Raw genomic sequence first — 12,767 nt, 5'->3', positions numbered from 1 at the left:
GTGACCGGGTCGGGCTAGATGCCGGCCGCCGCCGCGAGGTCCTTCTTGATCGCGTCGAGGACTTCCTGCCCGCGGGCGCGGGCCGGGAGCAGGTCCGAGGCTTCCGCCACCGGGACCACGACCTCCAGGTAGCACTTCAGCTTGGGCTCCGTACCCGACGGGCGGACGATCACCCGGGCCTTGTAGTCGCCCTCCAGGTAGTAGCGCAGCCCGTCCGTGGGCGGGAGCGTCGCCGTGCCGCGGTTCAGGTCCTCCGCCGAGGTGACCCGCAGGCCCGCCAGCGAGGCCGGGGGCTCCGCGCGCAGCGCCGCCATCGCCGAGGCGATGACCGACAGGTCCTCCACGCGGACCGACAGCTGGTCGGTGGCGTGCAGGCCGTGCTCCATGGCCAGGTCGTCCAGCAGGTCGGTCAGGGTCCGGCCCTGCTCCTTGAGCTCCGAGGCCAGCTCCGCGACGAGCAGGGCGGCCGTGACGCCGTCCTTGTCGCGGACGCCCTCGGGGTCCACGCAGTAGCCGAGCGCCTCCTCGTACCCGTAGCGCAGCCCCTCGACGCGGGAGATCCACTTGAAGCCGGTCAGGGTCTCCTCGTAGCCGACGCCCGCGGCCTCCGCGATCCGCCCGAGGAGGGAGGAGGAGACGATGGACTCGGCGAAGACGCCCTGCGCCCCCTTGTGCACCAGGTGGGCGGCGAGCAGCGCGCCGACCTCGTCGCCGCGCAGCATCCGCCAGCCGGAGGCCGAGGCGGCGTCCGGGACGGCCACGGCGCAGCGGTCGGCGTCCGGGTCGTTGGCGATGACGATGTCGGGGTTGACCTCGGCGGCCTTCGCGAAGGACAGGTCCATCGCGCCCGGCTCCTCCGGGTTGGGGAAGGCGACCGTCGGGAAGGCCGGGTCCGGCTCCGCCTGCTCGGCCACCAGGACCGGGGCGGGGAAGCCGGCGCGGGCGAAGGCGGCCAGGACCACGTCCTTGCCGACGCCGTGCATGGCGGTGTAGACGGTCCGCACGCCCCGGGGGGAGCCGGGGGTCAGGACGGCGTCCGTACGTGCCAGGTAGGCCTCCAGGACCTCGTCGCCGAGGTCCTGCCAGCCGCCGTCGGCCCGCGGTACGTCGGCCAGCGCGGCGATCGCGTCGATCTGCGCGGCGATCTCCGCGTCGGCCGGGGAGACGATCTGCGAACCGTCGCCGAGGTAGACCTTGTAGCCGTTGTCCCGGGGCGGGTTGTGGCTCGCGGTCACCTCGACGCCGGCGACGGCGCCCAGGTGCCTTATGGCGTACGCGAGGACGGGCGTCGGCAGCGGACGGGGCAGGACGGCGGCGCGCAGCCCGGCACCCGTCATCACCGCGGCGGTGTCGCGGGCGAAGTCGGCCGACTTGTAGCGGGCGTCGTAGCCGACGACGACCAGGCCGCCGGCGTGGCCCTGGGCCTTGAGGTAGGCCGCGAGGCCCGCCGCGGCCCGGATGACCACGTTGCGGTTCATCCGCATCGGGCCCGCGCCCAGCTCGCCGCGGAGTCCGGCGGTGCCGAACTGCAGCATGCCGGAGAAGCGGTCCGCGAGCTCCGGGGTGTCACCGGCGTCGATGAGCTTGGCGAGCTCGTCGGCGGTTTCCGGGTCTGGGTCCTCGGCCAGCCAGGCCTGCGCCCGTGCGATCAGATCGTCCTGCACGTCCTGCACTACCTCTCGTCGGTCGGTCGGGTCGCTCGTTCAGATCCGGGCGAGGACCTGGGTCAGCAGCTTGCCCATGCGCGAGGCCGAGTCGCGGCCGGCCTGGAGCACCTCTTCGTGGTTCAGCGGCTCGCCGGACAGGCCCGCCGCCAGGTTGGTGACCAGCGAGATGCCGAGCACCTCGGCGCCGGCCTCGCGGGCGGCGATGGCCTCCAGCACGGTGGACATGCCGACCAGGTCGGCGCCCATGACGCGGATCATGTTGATCTCGGCCGGGGTCTCGTAGTGCGGGCCGGGGAACTGCACGTAGACGCCCTCTTCGAGGGTCTCGTCGATCTCCTTGCACATCGCGCGCAGGCGCGGCGAGTACAGGTCGGTCAGGTCCACGAAGTTCGCGCCGACGATCGGCGAGGTGGCCGTGAGGTTGAGGTGGTCGCTGATCAGGACCGGCTGGCCGGGCTTCATGCCCTCGCGCAGGCCACCGCAGCCGTTGGTCAGGACGATGGTCTTGCAGCCGGCGGCGACGGCCGTGCGCACGCCGTGGGCGACGGCGGCGACGCCGCGGCCCTCGTAGTAGTGGGTCCGGCCGAGGAAGAGCAGCGCGCGCTTGTCGCCGATCTTGTACGAGCGGATCTTGCCGCCGTGGCCCTCGACGGCGGGGGGCGGGAAGCCGGGCAGCTCGGTGACCGGGAACTCGGCCTCGGGCGCGCCGAGCGCCTCTGCGGCGGGGGCCCAGCCTGAGCCCATCACGAGGGCGACATCGTGGGTCTCGGCGCCGGTCAGCTCGCGCAGGCGGGCGGCGGCGGCGTCGGCGGCGGCGAAGGGGTCGGTAACAGATGCGTTCACGCGGAAGAGCGTAGCCGCTCTTCGCCTACGCGCGTAGATGGCACCGCTCACGGTATTCGGATCGTTGCTTTGTCGTTTCCGACCAAATGTCCCGGGCGGGGTGTACGGGTGGGCGTGCGGCGCCGTTGCCGGGGGCTCTGCCCCCGGACCCCCGCGCCTCGAACGCCGGCGGGGCTGGATTGGCGGTGACCCCGCGAAGGACTGCGGCTAGCAGGGTCGCTTGCGGAGTTCCATCACGTAGTCGTGCGGGGCGCCCGCGGATTCGGCCGCGTCGGCGAGTTCGCCCAGGTAGCGGGCCGAGGGCAGGCCGCCCTCGTAGCCGTTGAGTACGTACACCCAGGCCGCTTCCTCGCCGTCCAGCGTGTGCACGCGCACCCGCATGCGGCGGTAGATGTCGAGCCCGACGCCCTCCCACCGGTCCATGGAGTCCTCGTCGAGCGGGGCCACGTCGTACAGCGCGACGAAGACCTGGTGACGCGGCGCTTCGACGATGGTCGCCAGCGCGCCCTCCCAGCCCATCTGCTCGCCGCCGAAGGTCAGCCGCCAGTCGTTGATCCAGCCCGTGCCGCGCAGCGGCGAATGCGGAGCGCGGCGCGTCATCAGCCGCGGGTCGAGGTTGCCGGCGTACGCGGCGTAGAGCGACATGAGGTCGAGGGTACGGGAGGGGCGGCCCCGACCGCGCTCCCGGCCGCGTACGGGGCCGGCGTCCCGGATGGTGGGACCGGGCGTGAAGCACCTTGATGCGTGCGGGACAATGACGTACGGAATGCATCCCCCGGGGAGACCCCCCGGAAGCCCCGGCCGGGGCGGCAGCCGGCCGGGTAGACGTGAGGCGGAGTTTTCGTGACCCGGATCGTGATCATCGGCGGCGGACCCGGCGGGTATGAGGCGGCCCTCGTGGGGGCCCAGCTCGGCGCGGAGGTGACCGTCGTGGACTGCGACGGTCTGGGCGGCGCGTCGGTGCTCACCGACTGCGTGCCCTCCAAGACTCTCATCGCGACCGCCGAGGTCATGACGACCTTCGACTCGTCGTACGAGGAGCTCGGCATCGTCGTCGCGGACGACACCCCGCACATCGAGCAGGCCGCGCGCGTCGTCGGCGTGGACCTCGGCAAGGTGAACCGGCGCGTCAAGCGCCTGGCGCTCGCCCAGTCCCACGACATCACCGCCTCCGTCACCCGGGCCGGCGCCCGGGTCGTACGGGGCCGCGCCAAGCTCGGCGGCCCGCAGGGCATCGACGGCACGCGGGACGTCATCGTCACCGCGGCCGACGGCTCCGAGACGATCCTCACCGCCGACGCCGTGCTCATCGCGACCGGCGGGCACCCCCGCGAGATCCCCGACGCGATGCCCGACGGCGAGCGGATCCTGAACTGGACCCAGGTCTACGACCTCGAAGAGCTCCCGGAGGAGCTCATCGTGGTCGGCTCCGGTGTGACCGGCGCCGAGTTCGCCGGCGCGTACCAGGCCCTCGGCTCCCGGGTGACCCTCGTGTCCTCCCGCGACCGCGTGCTCCCCGGCGAGGACCCGGACGCCGCCGCCGTGCTGGAGGACGTCTTCCGGCGCCGCGGCATGAACGTCATCGGCCGCTCCCGCGCCGAGTCCGCCAAGCGGGTGGGCGACCGGGTCGAGGTCACCCTCTCCGACGGCCGGGTCATCACCGGCACGCACTGCCTGATGGCGGTCGGCGCGATCCCGAACACGAGCAACATGAACCTGGAGGAGTCCGGGGTCAAGCTCAAGGAGTCCGGGCACATCTGGACCGACAAGGTCTCCCGCACCTCCTCGCCCGGCGTGTACGCGGCCGGCGACGTGACCGGCATCTTCGCCCTCGCGTCGGTGGCCGCCATGCAGGGGCGCATCGCGATGTACCACTTCCTCGGCGACGCGGTGGCCCCGCTGAACCTGAAGACGGTCTCCTCGAACGTCTTCACCGACCCCGAGATCGCCACCGTCGGCTACACCCAGGCCGACGTGGACGCCGGCAAGATCGACGCCCGGTGCGTGAAGCTCCCGCTGCTGCGCAACCCGCGCGCCAAGATGCAGGGCATCCGGGACGGCTTCGTGAAGCTGTTCTGCCGTCCCGGCACCGGGATCGTCGTCGGCGGCGTGGTCGTTTCGCCGCGCGCGAGCGAGCTCATCCACCCGATCTCGATCGCCGTCGACAACAACCTGACGGTCGAGCAGATCGCAAACGCGTTCACCGTGTACCCCTCGCTGTCCGGTTCGATCGCTGAGGTCGCCCGCCAGCTGCACACGCGGAAGTCCTCCGGCGAGGCGTAAGTACCGATAACGGCCCTTGTGAGCAAGGGCTTTGGAGTGGGTGGTCGGCCCGCCGCGGAGCAGGTGCGCGGCGGGCCGACCGCGTATACCACTAGTTGCCCTACGGTATGGACAACTTCGGAATTCCGGCGCAAAGAGCTGAAAGCAGATGGTCGTTGGCGTTACTGTCAGTTTCGTGTTCGCTGCAGAACGTCGCCAATTGATCCTCGAAATGGTGCGGGCCAACGGAGCGGTATCGCTCCGGGAGCTCGCCCGCGTCGTCCAGACCTCCGAAGTGACCGTACGGCGGGACGTGCGGGCACTGGAGGCAGAAGGACTCCTCGACCGCCGGCACGGCGGTGCGGTACTGCCGGGCGGTTTCACGCGGGAATCCGGCTTTCCGCAAAAGTCCCATCTCGCGACGGCGGAGAAGACCGCCATCGCCGATGTCGCGGCCGGACTCGTCGAAGAAGGCGAGGCCGTGGTCGTCGGCGCCGGCACCACCACCCAGGAGCTGGCCCGCCGGCTCGCCCGGGTGCCCGGACTCACCGTCGTCACCAACTCGTTGCTCGTCGCACAGGCGCTGGCCCATGCGAACCGGGTGGAGGTGGTGATGACGGGCGGAACCCTGCGGGGGTCCAACTACGCGCTGGTCGGCAGCGGTGCCGAGCAGTCCCTCCAGGGGCTGCGGGTCTCGCGGGCCTTCCTGTCCGGCAGCGGTCTCACCGCCGAGCGCGGGCTGTCCACCTCCAACATGCTCTCCGCGAGCGTGGACCGGGCGCTGGTCCAGGCCGCGGCGGAGGTGGTGGTCCTGGCCGATCACACGAAGCTCGGGACGGACACCATGTTCCAGACCGTGCCGACCGATGTGATCACCCGGCTGGTGACGGACGAGCCGCCCCCGCACGACGACCGGGCCGGTACGGAGCTGCAGGCGCTGGCGGACCAGGGCGTGCAGATCACCGTGGCCGGGGGTGCGGGTGCCTCCGGCGGTGGGGAGTCGATGGCCGGTCGGCGCCCGCGCCGGGAGTCTCCGCTGCCGGTCCAGCGGCGCGGTGGCCCTACGGCGCAGCTCCGCAGCGCGGGGGCTCCGTTGCACGAGCAGCAGGCGAGCGAGCGGGCCCGCGTGGCGGACATGCGGCGCCGGTAGGTCACCTGCGGTGCCGTTCCCGGGGACCGGTCCCCTACCCGCGCCTCAAACGCCGGCGGGGCTGGAAATCCAGCCCCGCCGGCGTTTGAGGCGCGGGTAGGGGACCAGGCCCCGCGCAGCGGCGCACCTACCCGCAGCGGGGTCCCCGGGGCTGGGCCCCGGGGACCCCGGTCAGGACGTCAGTCCTTGATTTCGCAGATCGCCGCGCCCGAGGTGAGCGACGCGCCGACCTCTGCCGCCAGGCCCACGATCGTGCCGGAGCGGTGTGCGTTGAGCGGCTGTTCCATCTTCATGGCTTCGAGGACGACGATCAGGTCGCCCTCGTTGACCTGCTGGCCTTCCTCGACCGCGACCTTCACGATGGTGCCCTGCATGGGCGAGGCCAGGGTGTCGCCGGAAGCGGCGGGGCCGGACTTCTTGGCCGCGCGGCGCTTGGGCTTCGCGCCGCCCGCGGCCGCCGTGCGGGCCAGGGTCATGCCCAGCGAGGACGGGAGGGAGACCTCCAGACGCTTGCCGCCGACCTCGACGACCACGGTCTCGCGGCCCGGCTCGTCCTCGGAGTCCTCCGCGGCGGGAACCGTGAACGCCGGGATCTCGTTGACGAACTCGGTCTCGATCCAGCGGGTGTGGATCGTGAACGGGTCGGCCGTGAAGGCGGGATCGACGACGACCGCGCGGTGGAAGGGGATGGCCGTGGCCATGCCCTCCACGTTGAACTCCGCCAGCGCACGCGCCGCGCGCTGCAGGGCCTGCTCGCGGGTGGCGCCCGTGACGATGAGCTTGGCGAGCAGGGAGTCCCAGGCCGGGCCGATGACCGAGCCGGACTCGACGCCCGCGTCGAGGCGGACACCCGGACCGGTCGGCGGGTCGAACCTGGTGACGGTGCCCGGAGCCGGCAGGAAGCCGCGGCCCGGGTCCTCGCCGTTGATGCGGAACTCGAAGGAGTGACCGCGCAGGACCGGGTCCCCGTAGCCGAGCTCCTCGCCGTCCGCGATGCGGAACATCTCGCGGACCAGGTCGATACCGGTGACCTCTTCGGTGACCGGGTGCTCGACCTGCAGACGGGTGTTGACCTCCAGGAAGGAGATCAGGCCGTCGGCCGAGACCAGGAACTCGACGGTGCCGGCACCGACGTAGCCGGCCTCCTTCAAGATCGCCTTCGACGCCGCGTACAGCTCGGCGTTCTGCGCCTCCGTCAGGAACGGGGCCGGGGCCTCCTCCACCAGCTTCTGGTGGCGGCGCTGCAGCGAGCAGTCACGGGTGGAGACGACGACCACGTTGCCGTGGGAGTCGGCCAGGCACTGGGTCTCCACGTGCCGCGGCTTGTCGAGGTACTGCTCGACGAAGCACTCACCGCGGCCGAACGCGGCGACGGCCTCACGCACCGCGGAGTCGTAAAGCTCCGGAACCTCTTCGAGGTTCCGGGCGACCTTCAGACCACGACCGCCACCACCGAACGCGGCCTTGATCGCGATCGGCAGGCCGTGCTCCTTGGCGAAGGCCACGACCTCGTCCGACCCGGAGACCGGATCCGGCGTGCCGGCGACCAGCGGCGCACCGGCACGCAACGCGATGTGACGGGCGGCGACCTTGTCACCCAGATCACGGATCGCCTGCGGCGGCGGACCGATCCAGATCAGGCCCGCGTCGATGACGGCCTGCGCGAACTCGGCGTTCTCGGAAAGGAAGCCGTATCCGGGATGGACGGCGTCCGCACCGGAATCGGCTGCGGCCTGCAGAATCTTGGACATGTCCAAGTAGCTCGCGGCCGGGGTGTCACCGCCCAACGCGAAAGCTTCGTCGGCCGCGCGGACGTGCAGAGCGTCCCGGTCCGGGTCGGCGTAGACGGCTACGCTCGCGATCCCGGCATCCCGACAGGCCCGAGCAACGCGGACAGCGATTTCGCCACGGTTGGCGATGAGCACCTTGCGCACGATGGCTCCCTCCTTGAAACAAGCTGAGTTTAGGGACAGCCCACACGGCCTTTCGACCCTTCCCCGGTGGTGACCTTGCCCACACGGACTGTGATCCGAGTCGACCCCGAGTCGATAAAACCCTTGTGGCGCCCCATGTCAGGGGGATCCCCGACTGCACAGTAACCCTGCCGTGTGTCCGGGGTCTCTGTTCCCCGGGTCAGCGGCCCAGGGTGATTCTTTGTCGAATCCCTACGAACGGCCCATGCATTCCTTGCCCGGGCGTGGCGTCGGCACCGGCGGGTCGCCGTACGGCAGCCCGACCGTAACGAAGCGGCCCCGGCCCCTTGTCCGAAGGTTTACCCGTTAGTAGCCTCCAGGCGTCGAACGGGCTTGTGCATGCGGGGTGGGGGCGTCGTGGCTGGTGTGGGTGGCGTGGTGCTGCGGAGATCCGTGGCCGGAGCGACCGCGGTCGTGCTCGTCGTGGAGGCGGCGGTGCTCGGCTTCGTCCACCTCGTCCTGGGCCGGACCACCGAGAACCAGTCGATGTCCATCGCGGGCGCCGATCCGGATGTCATGTCCAAGGCAACTTATGCGCTGGGCGCCGGCATGGCCGTGTTCCTGCTCGCCTGCGCGGTGTTCCTCGTCGTCGCCGCGATCCGCGACCGGGCCCCGGGCTCCTTCGCACGCGTGCTCCTCGTCAGCGCCGCCGTCACCCACGGAATTCTCGGCGCCCTCGTCGTCGGCCTGGTCGGCTGGGGCGCCTTCGCGGTGATGATGCTGATCCTCTGCCTGCTGGTGCTGAGCCTGACGCTCTACGCGGCCAAGGGCGCGGGCGGGGCCGCCGAGGGCGCCGGAGGCCCCGCGGGGGGCTCCAGCGGCCCCCTGGGCGGCTCCGGCGGGCCCGCGGACGGCTTCGGCGGGCCCGGCGGCGGGCCGGACGGCAGGCCCGGCTGGGGCCCCGACGACGGCCTCGACGACGGGCCGGAGATTCGGGACACGCCGCCGGGCCACCCGCTCGCGGACTTCGGGGACTTCGGGAAGCTCGGGGACGTCAAGCCCACAAGTCCGTGATGGACACGCCCAGTTCGGCCAGCAGCGAGCGCAGCAGCGGCATGGAGATCCCGATCACATTGCCGTGATCCCCGTCGATGCCCTCGATGAACGGGGCCGACAGTCCGTCCAGGGTGAACGCCCCCGCCACGTGCAGCGGTTCCCCGCTCGCCACGTACGCCGCCACCTCCGCGTCCGTCGGCTCGCCGAAGCGGACCGTCGTCGACGCCGTGGCCGAAACCTTTGCGCCGCTCGCCGTGTCGATCACGCAGTGCCCGGTGCGCAGCACCCCGGCGCGCCCGCGCATCGACTTCCAGCGGGCCGTGGCCTCCTCGGCGTCCGCCGGCTTGCCCAGCGCCTCGCCGTCCAGCTCCAGCACGGAGTCGCAGCCGATCACCAGGGCGCCCGCGGCCTCGTCCAGGGCCGCCACGACGGCCGCCTTCGCCTCGGCCAGCGCGAGCGCCAGCTCGGCGGGGGAGTCCGCGGTGAGGGCGTCCTCGTCGAAGCCGCTCACGATCACGTGCGGGGAGAGCCCGGCCTGCCGCAGCAGGTTCAGCCGGGCGGGCGAAGCGGAGGCGAGGACGAGGGCGTGGCCGGGAGCAGCAGTCATGCCTGTCATCGTAGGGGCGCCCAGTGGGTGGCCGTGGCCCTCGCGACACCCCCTAGAAGCCGCCCACGCCCAGCACGTACACCACGACGACCATCGCGATGACGACGATCACCGTCATCCGCCGGACCATGGCCGCGGCGTCGCGCATGTCCTTGGGCGGCTCGTTCTTCGGGTCTGACCAGAGCATGCCCCGATCCTGGCCCCGAGCACTCCTGTGGCGCCTGAGTACGGGTACTCAGGCGCCACGGGCAGTTCACGCCATCTTCATCTGTGACTGCGTCTTGCGCGGATACGCGGATACGCGGCTTGCGCGGATTACGCGGGCCAGTACGTACGGCCCCACGCGCCCGGCCCCGGGCGGGGCAGGGTCCGCCGGGCCACCCGGCCCGGTGCCGCCCACGCGTCGGTCACCCGCTCCGCGCCCGACGGCGCCGACGCGAGGGCCGCCGCGCGCGCTCGGACCACCGCCAGTGCGGCGGCCAGCTCCTCCGGGGTCGGGTTCCCCTTGACGACCTTGATCACCACTGTGAGCTCCTCGTGACGGCTAGAGCGGGATGTTGCCGTGCTTCTTCGGGGGCAGGGACTCGCGCTTGGTGCGCAGCTGCCGCAGCCCCTTCACCACGTGCGCCCGGGTCTCGGACGGCATGGTCACCGCGTCGATGTAGCCGCGCTCGGCGGCCGTGTACGGATTCAGCAGCGCGTCCTCGTACTCGGTGATGAGCCGCGCCCGGGTCTCCTCGGCGGTGCCGGCCTCCTCCGCTTCGGCGATCGCCCGCCGGTGCAGGATGTTGACCGCGCCCTGCGCGCCCATGACGGCGATCTGGGCCGTCGGCCAGGCGAGGTTGAGGTCGGCGCCCAGGTGCTTGGAGCCCATCACGTCGTAGGCCCCGCCGAAGGCCTTGCGGGTGATGACGGTGATCAGGGGGACGGTCGCCTCGGCGTAGGCGTAGATCAGCTTGGCGCCGCGCCGGATGATTCCGTTGTACTCCTGGTCGGTGCCCGGCAGGAAGCCCGGAACGTCGACGAAGGTCAGCACCGGGATGTTGAAGGCGTCGCAGGTCCGGACGAACCGGGCCGCCTTCTCGGAGGCGTCGATGTCCAGGCAGCCGGCGAACTGCATCGGCTGGTTGGCGACGACACCGACCGGGTGCCCCTCGACGCGGCCGAAGCCGGTGAGGATGTTCGGCGCGAAGAGCGACTGGGTCTCCAGGAACTCCGCGTCGTCGAGCACGTGCTCGATCACCTTGTGCATGTCGTACGGCTGGTTCGCGCTGTCCGGGATCAGCACGTCGAGCTCGAGGTCGCTCTCGGAGACCTCGGTGTCGGCTTCCTCGGGGAAGGCCGGGGGCTCGGAGAGGTTGTTCGACGGGAGGTAGGAGAGCAGCGACTTCACGTACTCGATGGCGTCCTTCTCGTCACCCGCCATGTGGTGCGCGACGCCGGACGTGCTGTTGTGCGTGCGCGCCCCGCCCAGCTCCTCGAAGCCGACGTCCTCGCCGGTGACGGTCTTGATGACGTCCGGGCCGGTGATGAACATGTGCGAGGTCTGGTCGACCATGACCGTGAAGTCGGTGATGGCGGGGGAGTACACGGCCCCGCCGGCGCACGGGCCGACGACCAGGCTGATCTGCGGGATCACGCCGGAGGCGTGGACGTTGCGGCGGAAGATCTCGCCGTACATGCCCAGCGCGCTGACGCCCTCCTGGATGCGGGCGCCACCGGAGTCGTTGATGCCGATCAGCGGGCAGCCGGTCTTCAGCGCGAAGTCCATGACCTTCATGATCTTCTGGCCGTAGACCTCGCCGAGGGCCCCGCCGAAGACGGTGAAGTCCTGCGAGAACAGGGCGACGGGCCGTCCGTCGACGGTTCCGTAGCCGGTGACGACGCCGTCGCCGTACGGCCGGGTCTTCTCCAGCCCGAAGTTCGTCGACCGGTGCCGGGCGAACTCGTCCAGCTCGACGAAGGACCCCTCGTCCAGCAGCAGGGCCACCCGCTCACGCGCCGTCAGCTTGCCCTTGGCGTGCTGCTTTTCCACCGCCCGCCCTGACCCGGCGTGTGTGGCTTCCTCGACGCGGCGCTGCAGATCCGCGATCTTCCCCGCGGTGGTGTGCATGTCGATCGGCTCTGACGGTTGTGACATCGGGGTCGCGGCTCCCTGCGTGGTGTCAACTGCCTGGTGACTTACTTGGTTTTTACTAGCTACTGGTGCGTAGCGTATCGGCGGGCATGGCGCTCGGCGGTGCGGCGTTTGACACACCTAATCTGGGTTGCATGACGCCATCAGATGCATCAGGCGGGGCTTCGACCGGAGCTTCCGCGGGCCGTTGGTCGAGTCTGGACCGGCCGCCCTTGAACGTTGCCGCGCTGCAGCGGGCCCTCGTGACCGGCGAAGGGCTGTGGAGCTCGCTGGAGGTGGTGGGGTCCACCGGGTCCACCAACAGCGATCTCGCCGCCAGGGCCGCGAAGCTGCCCGAGGGGGCCGTGCTCGTCGCCGAGGAGCAGACCGCCGGACGGGGCCGGCTCGACCGGAGCTGGGTCGCGCCCGCGCGGTCCGGACTGTTCTTCTCCGTGCTCCTGAAGCCCGGGCCCGCGGTGCCGCAGGAGCGGTGGGGCTGGCTGACGCTGCTGGCCGGGGTGGCCACCGCCACCGGGCTCTCGCGCGCCGCGGGCGTGGACACCTCCCTCAAGTGGCCCAACGACCTGCTGGTCACCGTGGACGGGGAGGAGCGCAAGACCGGCGGGATCCTCGCCGAGCGCGTGGCCGACGGGGTCGTCCTCGGGATCGGGCTCAACGTGACGCTGACCGACGCCGAGCTGCCGGTGGACACCGCCGGGTCGCTGGCGCTGGCCAAGGCCACCGTCACCGACCGGGACCCGCTGCTCAAGGCCGTACTGCGCTCCCTGGAGCAGTGGTACGGGAACTGGCGGGAGGCCGGCGGCGACCCGGCGGCCAGCGGTCTGCAGGAGACGTACGCGGCGGGCTGCGCGACCCTCGGCAAGCACGTGCGCGCCGAGCTGCCGGGCGGGCGCACGCTCACCGGGACGGCCGAAGCGGTGGACGCCGACGGACGGCTCGTCGTGCGGACGGCGGAGGACAAGCACGAGGCCGTGGGGGCAGGGGACGTCGTCCATCTGCGGTCCGTGCGGTAGCCCGCGGGGGGACCGCCCCGGGTGACCGAGTAGGGGAGTGAGCTACGGCACACCTGCCGTATGGTTTAGGCGATCCCGGTCCTCCCGGTGATCACCCGGTTCGGCAGTGCGCACGGAAT

12 protein-coding genes are annotated in these 12,767 nt (G+C 71.5%); 4 read left to right on the top strand and 8 right to left on the bottom strand.

Features of this window, described 5'->3' with window-relative positions:
• Nucleotides 1-14: 14 nt before the first annotated feature.
• From ACE1OC_RS15840 to ACE1OC_RS15830, 3 genes are all read right to left on the bottom strand, one after another.
• Complete coding sequence (locus ACE1OC_RS15840; RefSeq protein WP_407837577.1) at nucleotides 15-1,664, bottom strand: phospho-sugar mutase; 1,650 nt, start codon at nucleotides 1,662-1,664, stop codon at nucleotides 15-17.
• 39 nt (nucleotides 1,665-1,703) lie between these two features.
• Complete coding sequence (locus tag ACE1OC_RS15835; protein WP_383954215.1) at nucleotides 1,704-2,510, bottom strand: purine-nucleoside phosphorylase; 807 nt, start codon at nucleotides 2,508-2,510, stop codon at nucleotides 1,704-1,706.
• A 207-nt stretch (nucleotides 2,511-2,717) separates the two neighbouring features.
• A complete protein-coding gene (locus ACE1OC_RS15830) occupies nucleotides 2,718-3,155 on the bottom strand; it encodes a gamma-glutamylcyclotransferase (protein ID WP_112449900.1) in 438 nt (145 codons plus the stop codon).
• A gap of 198 nt (nucleotides 3,156-3,353) precedes the next feature.
• On the opposite strand from ACE1OC_RS15830, the gene ACE1OC_RS15825 reads away from it, so the two are divergent.
• Nucleotides 3,354-4,793 carry an NAD(P)H-quinone dehydrogenase gene (locus tag ACE1OC_RS15825; protein WP_266955723.1) on the top strand — a complete coding sequence of 480 codons (1,440 nt, stop codon included), beginning with the start codon at nucleotides 3,354-3,356 and terminating at the stop codon, nucleotides 4,791-4,793.
• 175 nt (nucleotides 4,794-4,968) lie between these two features.
• Nucleotides 4,969-5,922, top strand: coding sequence for a DeoR/GlpR family DNA-binding transcription regulator (locus ACE1OC_RS15820; protein WP_407837576.1), 954 nt, complete (start codon nucleotides 4,969-4,971; stop codon nucleotides 5,920-5,922).
• 179 nt (nucleotides 5,923-6,101) lie between these two features.
• On the opposite strand, the gene ACE1OC_RS15815 is transcribed toward ACE1OC_RS15820, so the two are convergent.
• Nucleotides 6,102-7,856: an acetyl/propionyl/methylcrotonyl-CoA carboxylase subunit alpha gene (locus tag ACE1OC_RS15815; protein ID WP_407837575.1), complete on the bottom strand. Its 1,755-nt coding sequence runs from the start codon at nucleotides 7,854-7,856 to the stop codon at nucleotides 6,102-6,104.
• A gap of 396 nt (nucleotides 7,857-8,252) precedes the next feature.
• Here ACE1OC_RS15815 and ACE1OC_RS15810 point away from each other — a divergent pair, with 396 nt between their 5' ends.
• Nucleotides 8,253-8,909, top strand: coding sequence for a hypothetical protein (locus ACE1OC_RS15810; RefSeq protein ID WP_407837574.1), 657 nt, complete (start codon nucleotides 8,253-8,255; stop codon nucleotides 8,907-8,909).
• On the opposite strand, the gene ACE1OC_RS15805 is transcribed toward ACE1OC_RS15810, so the two are convergent.
• The 4 genes from ACE1OC_RS15805 to ACE1OC_RS15790 form a co-directional block, all read right to left on the bottom strand.
• Nucleotides 8,890-9,498, bottom strand: coding sequence for a Maf family protein (locus ACE1OC_RS15805; protein WP_407837573.1), 609 nt, complete (start codon nucleotides 9,496-9,498; stop codon nucleotides 8,890-8,892). The two genes, ACE1OC_RS15810 and ACE1OC_RS15805, sit on opposite strands and share 20 nt — an antisense overlap.
• Nucleotides 9,499-9,550: 52 nt before the next feature.
• Nucleotides 9,551-9,685 carry a morphogenic membrane protein MmpB gene (mmpB, locus tag ACE1OC_RS15800; RefSeq protein WP_279346700.1) on the bottom strand — a complete coding sequence of 45 codons (135 nt, stop codon included), beginning with the start codon at nucleotides 9,683-9,685 and terminating at the stop codon, nucleotides 9,551-9,553.
• Nucleotides 9,686-9,813: 128 nt separating this feature from the next.
• Nucleotides 9,814-10,023 carry an acyl-CoA carboxylase epsilon subunit gene (locus ACE1OC_RS15795; protein ID WP_250746263.1) on the bottom strand — a complete coding sequence of 70 codons (210 nt, stop codon included), beginning with the start codon at nucleotides 10,021-10,023 and terminating at the stop codon, nucleotides 9,814-9,816.
• Between the two features lie 19 nt (nucleotides 10,024-10,042).
• Nucleotides 10,043-11,638 carry an acyl-CoA carboxylase subunit beta gene (locus ACE1OC_RS15790; RefSeq protein WP_407837572.1) on the bottom strand — a complete coding sequence of 532 codons (1,596 nt, stop codon included), beginning with the start codon at nucleotides 11,636-11,638 and terminating at the stop codon, nucleotides 10,043-10,045.
• Nucleotides 11,639-11,769: 131 nt separating this feature from the next.
• Between ACE1OC_RS15790 and ACE1OC_RS15785 the strand changes: the two genes are divergently transcribed.
• A complete protein-coding gene (locus ACE1OC_RS15785) occupies nucleotides 11,770-12,648 on the top strand; it encodes a biotin--[acetyl-CoA-carboxylase] ligase (protein WP_351378963.1) in 879 nt (292 codons plus the stop codon).
• The last annotated feature ends 119 nt before the right edge of the window (nucleotides 12,649-12,767 follow it).

Source organism: Streptomyces stoeckheimensis (genome assembly GCF_045822005.1).
In the GTDB taxonomy this organism is placed as follows: Bacteria; Actinomycetota; Actinomycetes; order Streptomycetales; family Streptomycetaceae; genus Streptomyces; species Streptomyces stoeckheimensis.
This window is presented reverse-complemented; position numbering and strand designations above follow the sequence as displayed.

Bases quoted from the DNA above. Each gene is read 5' to 3' on its own strand.
- ACE1OC_RS15830 (WP_112449900.1), bottom strand. From the start codon at position 3,155: ATGTCGCTCTACGCCGCGTACGCCGGCAACCTCGACCCGCGGCTGATG.
- ACE1OC_RS15805 (WP_407837573.1), bottom strand. From the start codon at position 9,498: ATGACTGCTGCTCCCGGCCACGCCCTCGTCCTCGCCTCCGCTTCGCCC.
- mmpB (WP_279346700.1), bottom strand. From the start codon at position 9,685: ATGCTCTGGTCAGACCCGAAGAACGAGCCGCCCAAGGACATGCGCGAC.
- ACE1OC_RS15790 (WP_407837572.1), bottom strand. From the start codon at position 11,638: ATGTCACAACCGTCAGAGCCGATCGACATGCACACCACCGCGGGGAAG.
- ACE1OC_RS15785 (WP_351378963.1), top strand. From the start codon at position 11,770: ATGACGCCATCAGATGCATCAGGCGGGGCTTCGACCGGAGCTTCCGCG.